Origin of the sequence: Sphingopyxis sp. (assembly GCF_035565275.1) — a bacterium.
Lineage (GTDB): Bacteria > Pseudomonadota > Alphaproteobacteria > Sphingomonadales > Sphingomonadaceae > Sphingopyxis.
Genome location: NZ_DATMST010000267.1, coordinates 1 through 20,001, shown reverse-complemented (window position 1 = coordinate 20,001; position 20,001 = coordinate 1). Strand labels below are relative to the sequence as shown.

24 protein-coding genes are annotated in these 20,001 nt (G+C 64.9%); 8 read left to right on the top strand and 16 right to left on the bottom strand.

Annotation, left to right across the window (positions count from 1 at the left end):
* Both VN047_RS17880 and VN047_RS17875 read left to right on the top strand, forming a co-directional pair.
* On the top strand, positions 1-415 hold a 415-nt coding region (locus tag VN047_RS17880; RefSeq protein WP_325545054.1), incomplete at its 5' end, for a GcrA family cell cycle regulator.
* A 9-nt stretch (positions 416-424) separates the two neighbouring features.
* Positions 425-823 (top strand): PaaI family thioesterase, encoded by a 399-nt coding sequence (locus VN047_RS17875; protein ID WP_325545052.1) that lies wholly within the window; start codon positions 425-427, stop codon positions 821-823.
* Positions 824-876: 53 nt separating this feature from the next.
* On the opposite strand, the gene VN047_RS17870 is transcribed toward VN047_RS17875, so the two are convergent.
* A complete protein-coding gene (locus tag VN047_RS17870; RefSeq protein WP_325545050.1) occupies positions 877-1,713 on the bottom strand; it encodes an outer membrane protein in 837 nt (278 codons plus the stop codon).
* Between the two features lie 170 nt (positions 1,714-1,883).
* Here VN047_RS17870 and parE point away from each other — a divergent pair, with 170 nt between their 5' ends.
* The 4 genes from parE to VN047_RS17850 all read left to right on the top strand — a co-directional run bounded on the left by parE (position 1,884) and on the right by VN047_RS17850 (position 6,362).
* Complete coding sequence (parE, locus tag VN047_RS17865) at positions 1,884-3,863, top strand: DNA topoisomerase IV subunit B (RefSeq protein WP_325545048.1); 1,980 nt, start codon at positions 1,884-1,886, stop codon at positions 3,861-3,863.
* Between the two features lie 80 nt (positions 3,864-3,943).
* Positions 3,944-4,468: a sigma-70 family RNA polymerase sigma factor gene (locus VN047_RS17860; protein ID WP_325545046.1), complete on the top strand. Its 525-nt coding sequence runs from the start codon at positions 3,944-3,946 to the stop codon at positions 4,466-4,468.
* Positions 4,465-5,055 carry a hypothetical protein gene (locus tag VN047_RS17855; protein ID WP_325545044.1) on the top strand — a complete coding sequence of 197 codons (591 nt, stop codon included), beginning with the start codon at positions 4,465-4,467 and terminating at the stop codon, positions 5,053-5,055. Before VN047_RS17860 ends, VN047_RS17855 begins: the two co-directional genes overlap by 4 nt.
* Positions 5,052-6,362, top strand: coding sequence for a serine hydrolase (locus tag VN047_RS17850; protein ID WP_325545043.1), 1,311 nt, complete (start codon positions 5,052-5,054; stop codon positions 6,360-6,362). Before VN047_RS17855 ends, VN047_RS17850 begins: the two co-directional genes overlap by 4 nt.
* 2 nt (positions 6,363-6,364) lie before the next feature.
* Here VN047_RS17850 and VN047_RS17845 read toward each other — a convergent pair whose 3' ends face one another.
* Genes VN047_RS17845 through uvrC form a run of 7 tightly spaced genes read right to left on the bottom strand, consistent with a single transcriptional unit; the run spans position 6,365 to position 12,947 of the window.
* Positions 6,365-7,156, bottom strand: coding sequence for a LysR family transcriptional regulator (locus tag VN047_RS17845; protein WP_325545041.1), 792 nt, complete (start codon positions 7,154-7,156; stop codon positions 6,365-6,367).
* A complete protein-coding gene (apaG, locus tag VN047_RS17840; RefSeq protein WP_325545056.1) occupies positions 7,153-7,554 on the bottom strand; it encodes a Co2+/Mg2+ efflux protein ApaG in 402 nt (133 codons plus the stop codon). Before apaG ends, VN047_RS17845 begins: the two co-directional genes overlap by 4 nt.
* 18 nt (positions 7,555-7,572) lie before the next feature.
* Entirely contained in the window at positions 7,573-8,781 is a 1,209-nt protein-coding gene (locus tag VN047_RS17835; protein ID WP_325545039.1) for a trans-sulfuration enzyme family protein, read from the bottom strand.
* A 5-nt stretch (positions 8,782-8,786) separates the two neighbouring features.
* Positions 8,787-9,833, bottom strand: coding sequence for a 3-isopropylmalate dehydrogenase (gene leuB / locus VN047_RS17830; protein WP_325545037.1), 1,047 nt, complete (start codon positions 9,831-9,833; stop codon positions 8,787-8,789).
* Positions 9,834-9,881: 48 nt separating this feature from the next.
* Complete coding sequence (gene recO / locus VN047_RS17825; protein WP_325545035.1) at positions 9,882-10,619, bottom strand: DNA repair protein RecO; 738 nt, start codon at positions 10,617-10,619, stop codon at positions 9,882-9,884.
* A complete protein-coding gene (locus VN047_RS17820) occupies positions 10,607-10,999 on the bottom strand; it encodes a PaaI family thioesterase (protein WP_325545033.1) in 393 nt (130 codons plus the stop codon). Before VN047_RS17820 ends, recO begins: the two co-directional genes overlap by 13 nt.
* Positions 11,000-11,012: 13 nt before the next feature.
* On the bottom strand, positions 11,013-12,947 hold the full coding sequence (gene uvrC / locus VN047_RS17815; protein WP_325545031.1) for an excinuclease ABC subunit UvrC: 1,935 nt from the start codon (positions 12,945-12,947) through the stop codon (positions 11,013-11,015).
* 71 nt (positions 12,948-13,018) lie between these two features.
* Between uvrC and VN047_RS17810 the strand changes: the two genes are divergently transcribed.
* Together VN047_RS17810 and VN047_RS17805 are read left to right on the top strand one after the other, a co-directional pair.
* Positions 13,019-13,735, top strand: a complete 717-nt coding sequence (locus tag VN047_RS17810; protein WP_325545030.1) for an SDR family oxidoreductase — start codon at positions 13,019-13,021, stop codon at positions 13,733-13,735.
* A 12-nt stretch (positions 13,736-13,747) separates the two neighbouring features.
* Positions 13,748-14,392, top strand: coding sequence for a glutathione S-transferase family protein (locus VN047_RS17805; protein WP_325545028.1), 645 nt, complete (start codon positions 13,748-13,750; stop codon positions 14,390-14,392).
* Between the two features lie 63 nt (positions 14,393-14,455).
* On the opposite strand, the gene VN047_RS17800 is transcribed toward VN047_RS17805, so the two are convergent.
* The 8 genes from VN047_RS17800 to VN047_RS17765 all read right to left on the bottom strand — a co-directional run.
* Entirely contained in the window at positions 14,456-14,998 is a 543-nt protein-coding gene (locus VN047_RS17800; protein ID WP_325545026.1) for a F0F1 ATP synthase subunit B, read from the bottom strand.
* Positions 14,991-15,491: an ATPase gene (locus VN047_RS17795; protein WP_325545024.1), complete on the bottom strand. Its 501-nt coding sequence runs from the start codon at positions 15,489-15,491 to the stop codon at positions 14,991-14,993. Before VN047_RS17795 ends, VN047_RS17800 begins: the two co-directional genes overlap by 8 nt.
* An 82-nt stretch (positions 15,492-15,573) precedes the next feature.
* A complete protein-coding gene (locus VN047_RS17790) occupies positions 15,574-15,801 on the bottom strand; it encodes a F0F1 ATP synthase subunit C (RefSeq protein ID WP_003044110.1) in 228 nt (75 codons plus the stop codon).
* 41 nt (positions 15,802-15,842) lie between these two features.
* On the bottom strand, positions 15,843-16,628 hold the full coding sequence (locus VN047_RS17785) for a F0F1 ATP synthase subunit A (protein ID WP_325545012.1): 786 nt from the start codon (positions 16,626-16,628) through the stop codon (positions 15,843-15,845).
* A gap of 67 nt (positions 16,629-16,695) precedes the next feature.
* Positions 16,696-17,016, bottom strand: a complete 321-nt coding sequence (locus tag VN047_RS17780) for an AtpZ/AtpI family protein (protein ID WP_325545010.1) — start codon at positions 17,014-17,016, stop codon at positions 16,696-16,698.
* Between the two features lie 207 nt (positions 17,017-17,223).
* Positions 17,224-17,625: a YdbL family protein gene (locus VN047_RS17775; RefSeq protein WP_325545008.1), complete on the bottom strand. Its 402-nt coding sequence runs from the start codon at positions 17,623-17,625 to the stop codon at positions 17,224-17,226.
* Between the two features lie 14 nt (positions 17,626-17,639).
* Positions 17,640-17,855, bottom strand: a complete 216-nt coding sequence (locus VN047_RS17770; protein ID WP_325545006.1) for a YnbE family lipoprotein — start codon at positions 17,853-17,855, stop codon at positions 17,640-17,642.
* Positions 17,852-20,001, bottom strand: a 2,150-nt coding sequence (locus VN047_RS17765) for a YdbH domain-containing protein (protein ID WP_325545004.1), incomplete at its 5' end; no start/stop codon positions are given. The genes VN047_RS17765 and VN047_RS17770, both read right to left, overlap by 4 nt.

Here is a 20,001-nt window from a genome sequence, read left to right as displayed (position 1 = left end):
GGCGGCGCCGAAGCACGAGCCGAAGCCTGTCGTCGAGGCATCAGGCGAAGGTGCCGACGCCGCGCCGAAACCCGACGCGCCGCGCATCGTGTCGATCGGCCCCGGCGGCTTCATCCGTCAGGGTCCGGGTGACCAGCAGGCGCCGATTCCGCCTGCACCGCCGCGCCGGCTGGTGCCCGCGAAGCCGAGCCCCGAGATCGCCGACAAGACGACCTTGCTCGACCTCAACGATCGCATCTGCCGCTGGCCGATGGGGCATCCGGGCGAGCCCGACTTCCATTTCTGCGGCGAAGCGGTGAACCCCGGCTTCCCCTATTGCGTCGAGCATTGCGGCCGTGCCTATCAGGCGCAGCTGCCGCGCGGCACGCGTCGCCCGCCCCCGCCGCCGCCTTTCGGTGGTCCCCGAGTTCGTTAAGGGCGTCCGGTGAGGCCCTTCGGGCAGGAGTTCGAATTCGCGCGCGCGCTCGGCCTGCAAATGGTCGAGCGCGGCGACGGACGTTGCCGGATGGCGATCGACATCGAGCGCGAACGGCACTTCAATCCGCAGGGCGTCGCCCACGGGGGCGTCGCCTATTCGCTCGCCGATACGGCAATGGGCGGTGCAGTTACCAGCCTGCTCTCCGACGATTTCTGGTGTGCGACGCTGGAGATCAAGTTCAACTATCACGTCGGGGTGCGCGAAGGTCGATTGACCTGCGACGCGACCGTTCTTCATCGGGGCAAACGCATCGCCAATATTGACGCGCGGTTGTTTCAGAACGATCGGCTCGTCGCCAGCGCCAACGGCAATTTTGCGATTTTCCCGGCTCCGGAAGCCGGATAGGCGAAAGGCGCCGGATCATCTGACCCGGCGCCTCCCCTTCCGCTCCCAAGAGGTCAGAAGCGGTAGCTCAATGTCCCGCGTATGCTGTGCGTGCGGAAATGCGGATCGCTGCGCTGGATGTCGGTCCCGCCGCCGTTCAGCAGAAACGGATTGGTCGCCGGGTCCGCGGTGCCGGCGCCCACATTCACGACATAATCCTTGTCCTTTACGTCGGTGTACAGATATTCGAGGCCGAGCCCGATCTTGTTGGTGACCATCAGCTCGGCGCCGCCGCCGACCGCATAACCCCAGCCGTTGCTCTTGCCGTTATCGGTGAAGCTGTTGGCAGTGTTGGTGGTAGCGAATTTGTTGTCGAGCCGCGCATAGGCGCCGCCGCCCGTCACATAGAAGAGCGCGCCGCCCCCGGGGGTGTAGCCCGCCCGCAGGCGTGCGTTCGCCTGATAATCGGCCTCGCGGCTCATCGTGTAGCTGGCGGGGGTCGTCGAAAAGCCGCTGACGCTGTCGCGCGCCTCGCTGCGGCCGCCCTCGATTACCGCGCCGAGCACGAAATTGCCCATCCGCTTGTCGTAACCGAGACGGCCGAAATATTCGGCGCCGTCCTTGTCGTTTTTGCACCCGAGATTGGCGGTTCCGGTTGCGGCGCCGTTGCAGAAGCCGGGGGCAAATGCGTCGCCGCCGTCCACCGTATTGACGGGGTCACCGTAGGTGCCGTCCCGGTTGGTGTCGAAGATCAGCGTTTCGCCGCGATCGCTTCCCTGAAGCGATCCGCCGCCGCCGATCGAGATATAGGGGCCGTCGAAGTCCTGCGACGGGTCCCGATTGTCCTGCGCGAAGGCCGGAACGGCGAGTACGGAAGCCGCCGAAACGGCGAGGAGAGCTACGAATTTCATTGTTATTACTCCACTTTTTGGTGACTTTGCAGTCGTCATCCAAACCCGAAGCCTTTGTCCAAAGTTCCTTGGCATGCCCGAAATGCGATGAAGCGAGCCCGCCGCGGGCCGCGCACCTGCTGCCAAAACCGCGCTTGCCAGCGCCCTTCCCGCGCCCTTATAGCCAGTACATGAGTCACGATTTGTTCGACGCCGCGAACCCCGCCACCGACAGCTACAACGCTTCGCAGATCGAGGTGCTGGAAGGGCTTGAACCGGTCCGTCGGCGCCCCGGCATGTACATCGGCGGCACCGATGAACGCGCGCTTCATCACCTTGCTGCCGAAGTCATTGACAACAGCATGGACGAGGCGGTCGCGGGCCATGCGACGCGCATCGAGATCGAGCTGGAGGCCGGCAACCGCTTGACCATTGTCGACAACGGTCGTGGCATGCCGGTCGATCCGCACCCTAAATTTCCGGGCAAGTCGGCGCTTGAGGTCATCATGACGATGCTCCATTCGGGCGGCAAGTTCGAGGGCAAGGCCTATGCGACCTCGGGCGGTCTCCATGGCGTCGGCGTCAGCGTCGTCAACGCGCTGTCGATCGAGACCGAAATCGAGGTGGCGCGCGGCAAGCAGCTCTACCGCCAGCGCTTCGCGCGCGGCACGCCGCTTGGCGGGCTGGAGGAGCTCGGCCCGACCCCGAACCGCCGCGGAACGAGTGTCAGCTTCATTCCCGATCCCGAAATTTTCGGCGACCATGGGCGGTTCAAGCCGCAGCGCCTCTATCGCATGGCGCGATCGAAGGCCTATCTGTTCGCCGGCGTGGAAATCCGCTGGAAATGCGCGCCCGAGCTGATCGGCGACGACACGCCCGCCGAGGCGGTGTTCCAGTTCCCCGGCGGGCTTGCCGATCATCTGAAGGAACAGATCGGGACACGCGAATGCGCGACCGCCGAGCCGTTCGTGGGACGTCAGGAATTCCCGGGCGATCAGGGCCGCGCCGAATGGGCGATCGCCTGGCCTTTGTGGTCCGATGGATCGTATAGCTGGTATTGCAACACCATCCCGACGCCTGCTGGCGGAACGCATGAAGCCGGGCTGCGATCGGCGCTGACCAAGGGGTTGCGAGGGTTCGGCGAGCTCATCGGACAGAAAAAGGCGGCGCAGATCACTGCCGAAGATGTGTTCAACGGTGGCGAGATGATGCTGTCGGTCTTCATCCGCGAGCCGCAGTTCCAAAGCCAGACCAAGGACCGCCTGTCGAGCCCCGAGGCGGCACGCCTGACCGAAAATGCCGTACGCGACCATTTCGACCATTTTCTGTCGGATAATATGGATCGCGGCCGTGCGTTGCTCGGCCTTGTTCTCGACCGGATGGACGAGCGGCTGAAGCGCAAGGCCGAACGCGAGGTCAAGCGCAAGACGGCGACGAGCGGGCGCAAGCTGCGTCTGCCCGGGAAGCTCACCGACTGTGCGAACGACGGCCCCGAAGGCACGGAATTGTTTATCGTCGAAGGCGACAGTGCCGGCGGCAGCGCCAAGCAGGCACGCGACCGCAAGACGCAGGCGATCCTGCCGATCCGTGGCAAGATCCTGAACGTCGCGAGCGCCAGCGCCGACAAGATCCGCGCCAATCAGGAAATCGCAGATCTCGCACTCGCGTTGGGTTGCGGGATGCGCAAGGATTGCGACGCCGACCGGCTACGGTACGAGAAGATCGTGATCATGACCGATGCCGATGTCGATGGCGCCCACATCGCAACCTTGCTGATGACGTTCTTCTTTCAGGAAATGCCCGACATCGTGCGGCGCGGGCATGTCTATCTGGCGCAACCGCCCCTCTATCGCCTGACCGCGGGCAATGTCTCGGCCTATGCGCGCGATGATGCGCACCGCGCCGAACTCGAAGCGACTCAGTTCAAGGGCAAGAAGGTCGAGGTCGGCCGCTTCAAGGGATTGGGAGAAATGAACCCCAACCAGTTGAAAGAAACGACAATGGACCCGGCAACGCGCTCGATGCTCCGCGTCACATTGCCGCAGGAATATGAGGAGCGGCATCTGGTCAAGGATCTGGTCGACCGGTTGATGGGCAAGCACCCCGAACACCGGTTTCAGTTCATCCAGGCCAATGCCGCGACGCTGGACGAGGCGGCAATCGACGCCTGAAAGAAATCGCCCGTCCCTGTCAGAAAGCCCCGTCACGGCCGACTAAATAGTCAGACGGGGATGTTGGCCGGAGATTTCGGGTGACCGAAGCGGAACAGGATCAGGCTTTTGGCGACGCCATCGCGCGGTTCGGCGGTGCGCTTGCGCGGCTCGCCCGCGCCTGTGAAGCCGACGCTGATCTGCGCCGCGATCTCGAACAGGATATTCAGGTCGCACTCTGGCAAAGTCTTGCCAGTTTCGACGGGCGCTGTTCGCTCAGCACCTGGGTGTGGCGCGTCGCGCACAATCGCGCCACGTCGCACATCATGGCGCGGCGGCGCCATACACGGCAAGGCTGGGCGAACATCGAAGACGTCGAGCTTCCCGCCGAGGATCCGACGCCGTTCGAACAGGCGACCAACGAACAGGCGGCAGCGCTGATCGGGTCGATCATCGACCGGCTCGATCCCCCCGACCGCCAGATCATGCTCCTCTATCTCGAAGGCGTCGCCGCAACCGAGATCGGCGAAATCACCGGCGTTTCAGCCGACGCCGTTGCTACCAAGGTCCACCGTTTCAAGACCATGCTGACACGCCGCTATGCGCGGCCCGGAGACGCATCATGACCCCCGATGATGATGACAAGCTGCGCCGCCTGTGGAGCCGGAGCGATGCGGCGCTGGAACCGCTCTCGCTTGCCGAGGTCAAGTCGCGGGCCGCGACCTTTAATAGCGCGATCGGCAGGCGCAACCGCCGCGAATATATCGCGACCGCGTTCGTCACCCTCATCTTTGGCCTCTACGCGCTGATCCTGCCCGGGGCGCTGCTCAAGGTCGGCAGCCTGCTCGTGATCGTCGGCGGCTTCGTCATGGCATGGCAGTTGTCGCGCCGCACTTCACGGCCCGGTCCCGGCGCCGCGGCGGCCGATGTCCGCGCCTATTACCGCGCGCAACTCGCAACCGAGGAGCAGATGCTGGCGAGCGTCGGCCTCTGGTATATCGGCCCGCTGATACCGGGCCTTGCTGTCTTCATGGCCGGCCTTGCGAGGGCAAGCGGGTTTGCCAGCATGTCCGGTTTTGCAGCGTTTGCAGCCATTCCGCTGGCTATTTTCTTCGGCATCTGGTTGCTCAACCGCCGCGCGGCCGCCATGCTCCGCGAACATATCGCGCGGATCGACGCGGCTGCGCCTGCGACAAAAGGAGAGATGGAGTGATCCGTTTGCTGGCATCCGCCGCTATCGCGGCAATGATCATCGTCGGCACACCATCGACGGCGATTGCCTTCCAGCCCGCGGCTTCGCCTTCGCAAACCGCGCTCGATCGTCGCGTGGCCCAACTCATCGACGTGTTCAGCGGCAAGATCGCCTTTGCCGATTTCTTCGACCCCGCATTCCAGGCCGCCGTGCCCGAAGCGCAGTTCAAGGCGTTCAGCGCCGGAATCGTCGCGCAATATGGCCAGCCGGTCGCTGTCGACAAGGTGACGTCCGCCGATGGCCGTTCGGGTACGGTCCTGTTGCGCTTCGAAAGGGGTGTTGCGACGGTGGTGCTCGACGTCGGCATAGCGGCGGACGAACGCGTAACGGCACTGCGCGTGACCGGCGTAACGGTGACCGACGACAGCTTTGACAAGGTCGCGGCGGAAATCGCGGCACTACCGGGGCAAACGGGCTTTCTCGTCGCCGAACTCGGTGACGCGGGTATCCGTCCCCTCGCCTCCGCCAATGCCGACCGCCAGTTCGCGATCGGTTCGACGGTCAAGCTCTACATTCTCGATGAACTGGCGGCGCAGGTCGCAGCGGGCAAACGGCGCTGGTCGGACGTCGTCCCGCTATCGCATTTCAGCTTTTCGTCAGCCGGCACCGCGAACTGGCCCGCCGATACACCGGTCACCCTCCAGACCCTCGCCAACTGGATGATTTCGGTCAGCGACAATGGCGCGACCGATACGCTGATCCACCTGCTCGGTCGCGAGCCGATCGAGACGCGGATGAGGAGCGCGGGACATAGCGATCCGTCGCGCAACATCCCGTTGCTCACGACGGTCGAGGCTTTCGCGCTCAAGGGCAACAATTTCGCCGACTTGCGCCCGCGCTTCATAGCTGGCGACGACAGGGCGCAGCGCAAATTGATCGACGACAATCGGGAGCGGCTGGTGCTCGAGAACGTCGACGGGGTCAGTTTCACCGCGGGGCCGCGCTTCATCGACAGCCTCGAATGGTTCGCCAGCCCGAACGATATCGCCCGGGTGATGATTGATCTGCGCGCACGCCGGTCGAAGACGCTGCTCGCGGCGATGGCGATCAACAATGGCGTCGGCCCGGTCGCCGCGGCCGACTGGACCTATCTCGGCTACAAGGGCGGGTCGGAAAATGGTGTCCTGTCGATGAGCCTGCTCGGCCAGCGTAAACTGGACGGCAAATGGTTCGTCGTCACGGCAAGCTGGAACAATCCCGACGTCAATGTCGACACCGGCCCGCTGATCGGACTGGTCACGCGACTGCTCGCGCTCGCGGCGAAATAATCTCAGACGGTCAGCGCGGCGACCAGTGCCTTCACCTTCGCCTGTCGCCACTGCGGGGTCGGCGCGACGAGCCAGTAACCACGCTTGACCGCAACCGCTTCGCCGATCTGGCGGACGCGCCCCGCCGAAATATCGGCCTCGGCAAGCATCGCCGGCACATTCGCATGGCCCAGCCCGTTCGCCGCCGCATCGATCGCCAGCCCGGCGTCGCCGAGCCGCAAGGCAGGCTCGCCGTCGGCTACCGGGCATCCCGGCCAGGCGATGCGCGTCTCGCTCCCGCTTCCCGGTCCGGCGACAGTCACCATCAGGGCGTCGGCCAGCGGCACGCCCTCATGTTCGCCCGCCCCGTCGGTCCAGAAGATCGCGAGGTCGAGGTTCGCTTCGGTGAAGTCGATCCCGCTGTCGGCCGAAACCAGCGTGAACCGCACGTCGGGCGCCTGCTGGCTGTAGCGCGCGAGCCGCGGTGCGAGCCATTTCGCGGTCAGGTCGCGCGGCGCGGCGATCGTCAGCGACTGCGACGACTGCCCCGCCTGCATCGCGCGTACCGACTCTTCGAACTGCAGGAAGCCCTGCCGCAGCGCGTCGAGCCCGGCATCGGCCTCGCCGGTCAGTTCGAGCCCCTTGGGCGTGCGGCGGAACAGCACGACGCCCAGCATATCCTCGAGCGCGCGAATCTGCTGGCCGACCGCGGCAGGTGTCACCGCGAGTTCGTCGGCGGCGCGCGTGAAGCTCAGGTGCCGGGCAGCGGCATCGAAGACGCGCAGGGCGTTGAGGGGCAGGTGCGTGCGCTTCATGACGCGGTCGCAGGGGCCACGAGCGGGAAATGCGGGATCGCGACAAGTATCTGCGACCCGTCACCCAGTTCCATGGCGTAGCTGCCGACCATCGACCCCTCGGGGGTCGCGAGCGGGCAACCCGAAACATAGTCGTACGCGCCGCCCGGACCGATCAGCGGCTGTTCGCCGACGACGCCCTCACCCTCGACTTCGCTGATCTGGCCGCGCCCGTCGCTGATCCGCCAATGGCGGCTGATCAGCTGCACGGCGGTCTCGCCATGATTCTCGACGCGAACATGATAGGCCCAGAACCAGCGCCCGAGCGCCGGGTGCGATTGTTCGGGCAGGTAGCTTACAGCTACCCGTACGGTGATCGACCCGGTGGTCGCCGCGAAGGGGAAGAAGGAGTCGATCATCTCCATGCCAGATTTCGCTTAAAGCCCCACGCGGGTCAATGCCTGGTCCAGATCGGCGATGATGTCGCGCGGGTCCTCGAGCCCGATATTGATGCGGAGCATTCCCTCGACCACGCCCATATCGGCGCGCGCTTCGGCACTGACGCCATAATGCGTCGTGGACGCAGGGTGGCAGCACAGGCTGCGCGAGTCGCCGATATTGTTCGAGATGTCGACCAGTTCGAGCGCGTTGAGAAATGCCATCGCCTGTTCGCGCCCGCCGTCGAGCACGAAGGAAAAGATTGGCCCGCACGCCTCCATCTGGCTCATCGCCAGATTATGCTGCGGATGGCTCGCCAACCCCGGATGAAGCATGCGCGCGACACGGCTTTCGATCGCCTTGCCCACCGCCAGCGCATTTTCCGACTGCCGCCGCGCGCGCAGGTCGAGCGTTTCGAGCCCCTTGAGCACCACCCACGCGTTGAACGGCGACAGGTTCGGCCCCGTGTTGCGCTGGAACGGCAACAGCACATCGTTGATGAATTTCCCGGTCCCGCAAACGGCACCGGCGAGCACGCGCCCCTGCCCGTCCATCAGCTTGGTCGCCGAGTAGGCCACCACGTCGGCACCGAAATCCATCGGGCGCTGGAGCACGGCGGTCGCAAAGGCGTTGTCGACCACGGTCGTGATGCCGTGCGCTTTCGCCACGCCGCAGACATGCTTCATGTCGACGATATCCATCGTCGGGTTGGCGGGCGTTTCGAAGAAAAAGACCTTGGTGTTCGGCTTGATCGCCTTTTCCCACGCGTCATTGTCGCGCCCGTCGACCACGGTGGTCTCGATCCCGAAGCGCGGGCATAGATGGTCGACAAGCCAGCGGCACGAGCCGAACGCTGCCTTCGCAGCGACGATATGGTCGCCTGCCGAAAGCTGGCAGAGCAAGGCGGTGGTCATCGCGGCCATGCCCGTTGCCTGTGCGCGGCACGCTTCGGCGCCTTCCATCAGCGCGATGCGCTCCTCGAGCATCGCGACGGTCGGGTTCTGCAGGCGCGAATAGGTCATGCCCTGTTCTTCGCCGGCAAAGCGCGCCGCAACTTCTTCCGCGCTGTCATAAGTATAGCCTGACGAGAGGAAGAGCGCTTCCGACGTCTCGCCATGCTCGCTGCGCCACGTGCCGCCGCGCACGGCCTGCGTCGCGGGGTGCCAGTTGCGTGTCTTGTTCCGGTCGAGGCCCGTCGTCTTCTTCATCTGTCTTATCCGTTCAAAGCTGCAAGGACCGCGTCACCGAGCGCCGCCGTTCCCATATCGCCCCCGAGATCCGCACCGCGACAACCATCCGCCAGGACCTTCGCCACCGCGGCCTCGATCCGCGCCGCGCTTGTCTCGTCGTCGCCCGAATGCCGGAGCAGCATCGCGAGCGACAATATCATCGCCAGCGGGTTGGCAATGCCCTTGCCCGCGATGTCGGGCGCACTGCCGTGGATCGGCTCGTAAAGACCCTGCTTGCCCTCGCTGAGAGAAGCCGACGCGAGCAACCCGATCGATCCCACGCACATCGACGCCTGATCGGAAAGGATGTCGCCGAAAAGGTTGCCGGTGACGACGACGTCGAACTGTCCCGGATTGCGAACAAGCTGCATCGCGGCATTGTCGACATACATGTGGCTGAGCGTCACGTCGGGATAATCCTTCGCGACCTCGATCACCACATCGCGCCACAGCTGCGAGGTTTCGAGCACGTTCGCCTTGTCGACCGAGCACAGCCGTTTCGCGCGGCCCTGCGCGGCGCGGAAGGCGACTTGGGCGATGCGCCGCACTTCGCTCTCGCTGTACGACATGATGTCATACCCCTCGCGCTCGCCGGTCGCGGTCGTACGCGTGCCCTTTTCGCCGAAATAGACGTCGCCGTTGAGTTCGCGGACGATGAGCAGATCGATCGCCGAGGCGACTTCGGGGCGCAGCGCCGAGCTGTCCTCCAGCCCTGCGAAGAGTTTCGCCGGACGGAGGTTGGCGAACAGACCCAGCTCGGCGCGCAGGCCAAGAATCGCCTGTTCGGGGCGCAGGTGTCGGGGGGCATTGTCGAACCGGGCGTCGCCGACGGCGCCGAACAATATCGCATCGGCGGCTTTTGCCTTTGCCAGCGTTTCGGGCGGCAGCGGATGGCCGGTCGCCTCATAGGCTGCACCGCCGACAAGCGCACGGTCGAGCGTGACGGGCAGCGCGAGCGCCGCGAGGACCTTTTCGGCCTCCGCCATGATTTCGGGACCGATACCGTCGCCAGCCAGCAGCAGGATTTTCAAGTCTTCGCCCTTTCGTATCTTGCCTGCCGCTTAGGGAGCGGCGGCGCGTCACGCAACCGCCCTCTTGAGCCGACCGGTCAATCTTTCCCTTACGACCAGCAAGTCGCGGTTGCGCCCGTCGAGCAGGTCGCGATCGATGAAGTGGCCGGTGATGGTCAGGCCATCGAGCACATCGGCCATCGACGGACCGGCATCCTGCCCGCGCAGAAAGGGCGGCAGACGAAACAACCGCTCCTCATAACCCGACGCCGCGCCGGCGCCGACCGCCCCGCCCGATTTGGGGCTGACGAAATCCAGATCGTCGGGAGAACCGGTCACGACGCATTCGTCGAGGCCCAGCCCGAATCCCAGTTCGGCGAGCAGCAGCAGTTCGTACCGTGCCAGCGCCGCCGCCCACAGTCGTGCCGCCTGCGCCACCTCGATCGCTTCGAGAACCGCCGATAGCCCCGTGTAGAGCGCCGGATAGGGTTGGCTTTCGGGCAGTGTAGCGGCGGTCAGGCTGGTTACCCAGTCGATCGCGGCCGCCGGCAGCGGTTCGGCGAGCAGTGGCGCCCGGCTGGCGAGCAGTTCGGCGGTGGCGCTCGCAAGCTGTTCCTCGGTGCGTGCGCGCAATTCGAGCGCGACGAGATTTCCGGGCACGAGGATCGGACGCAACCGTGTCGAACGGCCGCCGCGGACATAGCCTGCGACCAGCCCCACCTCGGGCGTCAACGCGCGCAGGATCGCACCATGCTCGCCATGCGCGCGCACCGCGCAAACGATCGCCGATGTCGTCAGGCTGGCCAAAGCACCATCTGGGTCTGCGTGACAAGCGCAACCTCGTCGCCGGCTTCGGTCCGGATACGCGTCTGCCACACCGACAGGCGCTTGCCGATTTTCACCGGCGTCGCTTCGCCGACAAGCACCGACCCGACCGGCCCGGCACCGAGGAAGTTGGTCTTGCTTTCGATCGTCGTCGTCCCGTTCGCGCCCCCGGGCAGCGTCAGGAATGCGCCGACGGCGCCGAGGCAGTCGGCAAAGGCCATGATCGCGCCACCATGGACGATGCCGCCCGCGGTGCAGATTTCGGGCCGCACGGGCAGTTTTCCGGCCACGCGCTCCTTTGTGCCTTCGTCGATCACGACCCCCAGCGTTCCCGCCAGCGGCATCGCTGCTGCGAAATCCATCCTGCCCTCTCCTTCAGCTACCCGAATGATAGAAATCATGCACCGCCTGCGCGACCGCAGCGCTGACCCCCGGCGCCTTCTTGAGATCCTCGAGGCTCGCGCCGCGCACCGCACGCGCGGTGCCGAAATGCATCAGCAGCGCCTTCTTGCGCGAGGGCCCGATCCCGGGAACCTCGTCGAGCGGCGACGATCCCATCGCCTTCGCGCGCTTCTGCCGGTGCGCGCCGATCGCAAACCGGTGCGCCTCGTCGCGAAGGCGCTGGATATAGAAGAGCACCGCATTGTTCGGCGGCAGGGTGAATTCGCGCCCGTCGGGATAGTAGAAGGTCTCGCGCCCGGCATTGCGATCGGGCCCCTTGGCGACGCCGACGAACGGGAGGTCGTCGATCCCCAGTTCGGCGAACACTGCCGCGACCGCCGACACCTGCCCCTTGCCGCCGTCGATCAGCACGAGATCGGGCCATTCGCCCTTCGTGCGTTCGGGATCTTCCTCGATCGCGCGCGCGAAGCGGCGCTGGAACACCTCGCGCATCATCGCGAAATCATCGCCCGGCTGCGTTTCGGGACGCTTGATGTTGAATTTGCGGTACGCGCCCTTGATCCAGCCTTCAGGGCCGGCGACGACCATCGCGCCCAGCGCATTGGTGCCCTGGATATGGCTGTTGTCGTAGATTTCGATGCGCCGCGGCGTGTCCTCGAGATCGAACAGTTCGGCGAGTTCGCGGCCGAGCTTCGCCTGGCTGCTGCTTTCGGCCAATCGCCGGTCGAGTTCCTCGCCCGCGTTGCGCACCGCCTGTTCGAGCAGGCGGCGGCGGTTGCCGCGTTGCGGCACGCTGATCTCGACCTTGCGCTGCGCCGCCTCGCCCAGTGCTTCGGCGAGCAATTCGCACTCGTCGGGCTCGCGATCGACGAGGATCAGCTTCGGCGGCGGAACGCCTTCGTAGAATTGCATCAGAAAGCTCGCCATCACCTCTCCCTCGGGCACGCCTGCGACATGCGCGGGGAAGAAGCTGCGGTGCCCCCAATTCTGCCCGCCGCGGATGAAGAAGCCCGCGATGCAGAGTTGCCCGCCCTTTGCGGCGAGCGCGAAGACATCGGCGTCGCCAAGGCCGTCGGCGTGGACAGACTGGCTGCCCTGGATGAAGGTCAGTGACTTCAACCGGTCGCGCAGCACCGCCGCCTGTTCGAAATCCATCGCGTCGGCGGCCTTCGTCATGGCATCGCCCAGCCTTTTCTGGACCGCGGTCGAGCGACCTTCGAGGAAATCCTGCGCGTCGCTCACCAGCCCGGCATAATCCTCCTTCGAGATGCGGTCGACGCACGGCGCCGAGCAGCGACGGATTTGATAAAGCAGGCACGGCCGCGAGCGATTGGCGAAGAAGCTGTCCGTACAGCTGCGTAGCAGGAAGGTTTTCTGCAAGGCGTTGAGCGTGCGGTGGACAGACCCCGCGCTCGCGAACGGGCCATAGTAGCGCCCCTTGGCGCGCCGCGCACCGCGATGTTTCTGCACGCGCGGAAAATTGTGATCCATGCGCAGCAGGATGAAGGGAAAGCTTTTGTCGTCGCGCAGCAGCACATTGTACGGCGGACGATAGCGCTTGATCAGCTGTGCCTCGAGCAGCAGCGCCTCGGCCTCGCTGGTCGTGGTGACGATTTCCATCGCGCGCGTCTGCGACACCATGCGCTGTAGCCGCTGCGGCAGCCGCGCGACCTGCGTATAATTGGTCACGCGGTTCTTGAGCGCACGCGCCTTCCCCACATAGAGCACGTCGCCGCGCGCATCGAGCATGCGATAGACGCCGGGACGCGTCGGCAGCTTGCGCACCACGTTACGGATCGCCTCGGCACCGCGTTCGAGGTCGGGCCGGTCGCCATCCTCGCCGCCGCCGCGGACGACATAGGTGGCTTTCTCTTCGTTGAATCGGTCGGGAGCGTTCGGGCGAGCCATGATTTTGCATGTAGGCGAAGGCGATGCGCGTCGCCATAGTGTCGAAGGTAAAACGACATGGGAGGGGTCTTATGGATGTTCGCGGAAAGCTGGCGCTCGTCACGGGCGGCAGCGACGGGATCGGGCGCGAGATTGCCCTGCAGTTGCAGGGTGCGGGTGCCGAGGTGATCGTCACCGGACGCTCGGCGGAGAAGCTGCAGGCGATGGCCGCGCTCGGCTTCGGAACGATCGCGGGCGACCTGTCGGGTTCGGCTGGCGTCGACGCGGTGGTAAACGGCGTCTCCGGCAAACCGCTCGCATTGCTCGTCAACAATGCCGGGGTCGGCAGCGCCTATGATCCGGGCAAGCCCGAAACGCTGGAAAACGCCGCGCATTGCATCCGCACCAACCTCGACGCGCCGATCGCGCTCTGCACACGGCTGTTGCCGGTGCTGCGCGCGCAGCCCGAGGCGACGATCGTCAACATTACCTCGGGCCTCGCCATCGCACCGAGCACCGGCGCGGTCTATTGCGCGACCAAGGCGGCTTTGCGCAGCTATACCCAGTCGATCCGCCAATTGCTCAAGGGCAGCAATGTCCGCGTGATCGAGGCGCTGCCTCCGGTGGTGGAAACGAATATGACCGCGGCCCGTGCGGGCAAGAAGATGAGCGCGCACGACTGCGCCGCCGAGATCGTTCGCGGCATCCGAACGGGCAGAAGCGAGATCAATGCCGGGATGGTAAAGATATTGCAGCTCGTCCACAGCATCTCGCCGGCGCTCGCGCGGCGGATCATGATCCGGTTCTGAGGAGCGCACGTCATGATCACTCTTTATGGCGAAGGCAGAGGCTTTCGCGTCGCATGGTTGCTCGAGGAGATGGAACGTCCCTACCGGCTGCGGCAGGTCGACCTTCTCGATGGTATCGAGACAGATTCCGAGTTTCTGGCGGTCAACCCGGCCGGTTTCATTCCCGCAATCGTGGACGGCGACGTAACGATGGTGGAATCGATCGCAATCATGGAATATCTGCTTGCGCGCCATGGTCCGAGCCCGCTCGCACCAACGCCGGATGACCCGTCATTCCCGGCCTATCAGCAGTTTCTCCACATGGGCGAAGCCGGTCTGGCCGGACCGGTCAACGCGATCGTCGCAACGCACATCCTCGCGCCCGAAGCCGAGCGGGAGAACTGGACGACGGGCTGGGCGCTGGGCATCTTCAAGAGCCGGCTTGGCCTCGTGAGCCGCCAACTCGCGCGCACACCCTATATCGCGAGCGATCGCTTCACCGCCGCCGACATCTCTGTGACCTATGCCCTTCAGTTCGCCGAGCGCACCATCGGTTTCTCATTCGGCGCGGTCGAGCGGGACTATATCGCCCGCACCACGGCGCGCGACGCCTATCGGCGCGCGATGGACAATTGCCCCGCGACCAAGGCGTGGGTTGCGGGAATGGCCGGAAACTAAGCTTCACAAAGCAAGACGCCCGCGGAAATCCGCGGGCGTCCTGTTTTCGGCAATGCCGATCGATCAGCTCTTGGCGACGCCTGCGATAGCCTGATCGACCAGCGCCTTGTCGGCTTTGGCGTCATGCTTGTCGGCGATCAGCCTGGCCGCCGCTTCGGTCGCCGCCTTCGCGGTGGCGGTGCGAACTTCGGCGAGCGCATTGGCTTCGGCCGCGGCGATGCGGTCTTCGGCCATCTGCTTGCGGCGCGCGATCAGCGCGGTCGCGTCGGCCTTCGCCTTGGCGACCAGCGCTTCGGCTTCGGCGTCGGCGCGCGCGCGCATTTCGTCGGCTTCCTTCGCGGCGTCGGCAAGCTTCGCCTCATATTCCGCTTTCAGCGATTCGGCATCGAGGCGCAGTTGCTCGGCTTCGTTCAGCTGCTTCGAAATTTCGGCGATGCGCTTGTCGAGCATCGCGCCGATGGCACCTGGGACGCCCTTCCAGACGAGAATGCCCAGGAAAACGAGCATCGCGATCGACACCCAGACCGTCGCGTCCATGCCGAACGCCGTCGGATCAGCATGCGCTTCGCCCGCCGCTTCGGACAGGATGGTCAGAAAATTAGCCATGGAGCACCGCCTTCACCGCTGCCTTGGCGTCCGCCGCAGCAACCTTCACGCCCGACAGTCTGGCAACCAGGTCGCCTGCCGCTTCGGCCGCGACCGATTCGATTTCCGCCATTGCCGAGGTGCGCGCGGCGCTGACGTCGGCTTCCGCCGCCGACAGCTTGTCGGCCAGTTCGGCATCGACCTTGGCAAGACGCTTTTCGGCGTCCTTCGCGGCCTTGTCCTTCGCCTCTGCCACTGCCTTTTGCGCAGCGGTGCGGCTCGCGTCGCCCTGCTGGCGATAGCTTTCTTCCAGCCCGTCAGCCGCGGCGTGCGCCGCCTTGGCTGCTGCCAGATCGTCGGCCACCTTGCGGTCGCGGGCGTCCACGGTCGCTTCGATTTTCGGCAGCATGCCGCGGCCGATCACCAGGTAAATCCCGGCAAAGACGACCAGCAGCCAGAAAAGCTGCGAGGCAAGATACCAATTGTCAGCGGTGAGCTGGGCTATCTGGGGCATGAAAGGCGAACCTTAAAAACTTGAAAAACCTGCAAGGATGAAGCCGGCCCCAAGGGAGCCGGCGCCACCATGTCCGTCGCGATCAGACGACGAAGAGCAGGATCATCGCAACGACGAACGCCAGCAGGCCGAGAAGTTCGGCAGCGGCGAAGCCGATGAACAAGCGGCCCTGCTGGCCGTCGGCAGCCGCGGGGTTGCGCAGCGCGCTTTCGAGGAAGCTGCCGAACACGTTACCCACACCGATGGCGGCCATGCCGGCACCGATAGCGGCGAGACCAGCACCGATCAGCTTTGCTGCTTCTGCGTCCATTGTAATAACTCCTTGGTATAAACGTTTATTATCAAACGAAATTAGTGAAGGTTGACCGCGTCGTTGATGTAGAGCGAGGTCAACAGGGCGAAAACATAGGCCTGGATGCCGGCGACGAGCAGTTCGAGCGCGCTGATGCCGATCATCAGGATAAAGCTGAGCACCGACACGATCGAACCGAGCCAGAGCGTTTCGGCGTTGAAGCCGTTGATCACGAAACCCGACAGCACCTTCAACAGCACGTGACCCGCGGTCATCGCGACGAAGAGGCGCAGGCCGAGGCTGAACGGGCGGACCATGAACGACACAAACTCGATCGGCGCAATGATCGGGATCATCGGCAGCGGCGTGCCGTGGGGCACGAAGAGCGAGAAGAAGTGCAGGCCGTGGCGCCAGAAACCGACGACGAGGACGATCGCGAAGCTGATCAGCGCGAGAACGCCGGTGATCGCGATGTGGCTGGTGACGGTGAAGGGGTGAAGCCCGAACACGCCCAGCGGCAACATGCCGAGCAGGTTGCAGAAGAGGATGAACATGAAGAGCGAGAAGACATAGGGCGTATATTTGCGGCCTTCGGTGCCGATATTCGCCATCATCATACTCGAAATGAAGCCGGTGAAGCCTTCGACCGCGGCCTGCCAGCGGCCCGGAACGAGCTGGCGACGCATGCCGCCCCACATGAACAACCCGAGGGCGATCGCGGCGATCACCATCCACAGCGCGCTGTTGGTGAACAGGACTTCATGCCCGCCAAGGTTGAAACCGCCGCCGAGCGGGGTCACCTCGAACTGGTGCATCGGGTCGATCTTGCCGGATTCCGCCGCCACTATTCACTCCACGCGCATAGCGAGACGGCTGGATATGCCGTCCCGTCAGAATTTCGTTTGCGCCCAGCTATTTGCGAGGCGTCGAAGAGATGCGGATGATATTCCGGAACGCCACGATGACCCCCATGAACAACATCCCCAACAAGCCCCAGGGCGAGGTTCCCGCGAAGCGGTCGATCAGCCAGCCGAACAAGGCACCGCCGATCAATCCGCCCAGCAGTTCGGCCAGAACACGGTTGCCGAGCCGGTAGTTGGCATCGGATTCCGGTCCGGCGTTCACCGCGGTCCGTTTCGCTTCTGCGGCTTCGGCCCGGTCCAATCGCTCTTCGAGCGAGACCAGGCGCGAATCCTCCGAAGCTGGTTCCGGATCGCTGCCGTTCCCCGTCATTTTCCGCCATCCTCCTGAAACGGACGGGAAACCCCCGATTCCGCCTGCAAAAAAAGGCCCGAAAATTCGGGGGACCCCTAAGGCGCGGTCCGTTTAGGAACGACGCCCGATTAAGTCAATGCCCGTACGCAGATGCACAAAAATGCCGCCGCGTTTAGGGGCGCGGCGGCATGTGGCGCCCGGAGGCGTCCTTGTGCTTTGATCAGGTTACGGGCAGCGCGCGTCGCGCTCCGGCGGGCTGCTGTCGCGGGTTTTCCACGCGCCGCCCGGCGTCTGGTATTTTTCGCCCGGCTTGGTGCTCGCGATCAGGTTGCAGCCGCTGGTAAAGGCGAACTGCTCGACCGTGCTGCCCGTCGACTGCGCACGTTCGGTATAGGCCGCCTTGCGCTTGATGTTGAGGTCTTGCACCAGCGCGCGGATCGCCGGGGTCGGCGACGTCGCGAAGCCAAGATATCCGTCGGGTTGCTCGCCGATCTGGCCCGCGGCGCGCGCGGCGGCATAGGCGGGATCGCGCTGCGCCATCGCCGACGGCACCGCCAGCGCAACGGCGGCGGTCGCCGCGATCGCAGCCATCGCCAGTCCGGTCGGTTTCCACATTTTCACGTTCATCGCATTCTTCCCCATCAGAATATCTCGCTATTCTGTTCAATGAGCTTTTTGGCGTCGCCGTCCAGCCTGTACACCACTTCTTGGCGGATGTTGATGTTCAGGTTGATCTCGATCGGTTTGTCGGGCGTATCGATCTGCACACAGCCCGCAAGGGCTGACGCACCTATCATCACCGCAACGAACCTGCCGTCAATCGTCGACCTCCTTGCTCCAGTCCTGGTTGTCTTCATCGCATGGGCTCGCTTTCTGGAGGCTGAACGGGTGGTGGGCCGCCTTTCGCGGCGGCTTCGGCTTCTTCCTGCGCGCGGATCAGCGCTGGCAGATTCTGTTCGACCAGCAACGACGGGTCATAAAAGCCCTTCGCCGAGGTCAGGAGCTGTCGGAACGGCGCCTTGATCTTCACATTGAAAACCAGCGGCAGCTTCGCGACCTGATTGGTCAGGAAATTGCGCGTGGCCCCCTCGCCCTGCCCCACGCCGCCAAAGCGGATATCGGTCACCATTTCGCCGTCGAGGTCCCCATTCAGGATAATCGTCAGGTCGTCATATTTGAGGCTGCGCAGCGCGCCAAAGGCAAAATTGGCGATCACGCCAAGATTGCGGTTCGACAATTCACCGACATAGGCAAGCGTCCCCCCGCCCGCCCGCGAATCGATGCGGCCCGCGACGATCCGCCCGCCGAGTCCGTCGAATTCGACCGGCAGCGTCCCGTCGAACACGCCGGTCGCGTTGATGTTGTCGAAACCGAAGCTCTGCAGGAACACCGCCGCGTCGACCCCGACAATATCAAACGACAGGCGCCGCGGCCGCGTCGCACTGAAATCGAGCGTCGTCGGGTGGAGGAGCAGCTTCCCGCCGGCAAAAGGCCAGCTTCCGCCTTCGACCCGGACCCGATTGTCACCCAGCAGTTTGTACTCGATCTCGCCGTCGAGCACGGGGATGCCCGGATTGATCTCCTTGATCCGCGCGACCTGTCCGGGCGCGGTACGAAGACCGATCAGGTCGTCGAAGCTGATCGTCGTGGTAAGGCCGGTGACAGGGCCGAACGCGGCCGCAAGACTGGCATCGGCGGTTGCGAAGGTGCCGCGGCTCGTCACACCCGCGTCGTTCCATTCGATCCGCCCGTCGCCGACGACCGAACCGCGCACGTTGGCGACAACGCCCTTGGCCAGATAGCTGAGCTGGTCGGGCTGAAACGCTTCGTCGAAACGCAATTCCCTGACTTTGAGGTCCGCCGACCCGCTGCCGTCGGCAAGCCGGTGCCGGATCACCGTATCGAGGATTTTCTTTCCGCTTTTCTGCTCGCTGAACCCCGCCGTCGCGTCGATGATTCCGTCGGCAAGGCGCAGCGTCGCATCCTTGCTGACCAGCGGATAGAAGCGCGCGTCGGGCGTCGCGGCGTCGGTAAGCAGCAACTCGCCGTTCAGCGTCAGCGCGCCGTTCGCAAAACGCCACTGCCCGGCAATTTCGCTCATGTTCAGCGGCACCGCGCCGATCTTGCCGCCGGCACCCCCGAGGTTGCCTGCCATGCCCTGCGCGGTGGCACGCCCGTCGAGGCTTTGGGCGCTGAACCGCGTGACGCTCTCTCCCTCGCCCAGCCGCACATCGGCGAGCGCAAGCGACCAGCGCAGGGTCGAAAGATCGATGTTCGCCGGTCCGCTTTTCAGCGCGAAGGGCGAACTGCCGCTCACCCCGCGCAGCGCAATGCCCGGGATGCGGATATGCCCGCGCAGGCCGTCCGGACCCGCGCTGAGCAACGGCGCGCCCGGACGACTGCACAAGTCGATGGCGCTTCGCCCCAGCCGGAAGCCGCCGACGTCGATCCGGTCGGCGCTGACACGGCTGCAACCGCCGATCAGCGCAAGCGCACCCGTGGGAGCAAGGGCGCCGGCCAGCGGCACGCTGAGACGCTCGATGCGCCCGCCCGCCAGCGGCCCCGAAAGCGTGGCGGTGGTCGAAAAACGCAGGAGACCGTTCGCGTCGCCCGAAAAGCCGACCGGAGCCAGCGCGAACTGTGCACCATCGGCGCTATAGGGATCGAGGCGTGCCCGCCCCGTCAATGTTCCATCGGGATGACGATCGAGATCGACCGTTCCCGAAGGCAGGCCTCCGCCGCCGAAGGTCCAGTTGCCCGTTGCGAGAACCGCAGGCCGTTCGGCGCCGTAAAGATAACCGACCCGGCTGTCGGCGCTGCCCGCAAAGCGTCCGCCGCTCGCGCTGGTCAGTTGCGGTGCGATCAGGTCGATACGCGCCGTGCGGCCCTCGCCAGTCAACACGAAGCCCGCGCTGCCGCCGACATCTGCCAGCATGCGCGCCAGCGCCCCGGCAGCCTTTGCCGCCAACGGCCCGATCGGCGTTTCCGCCAACCCGCGCGTGC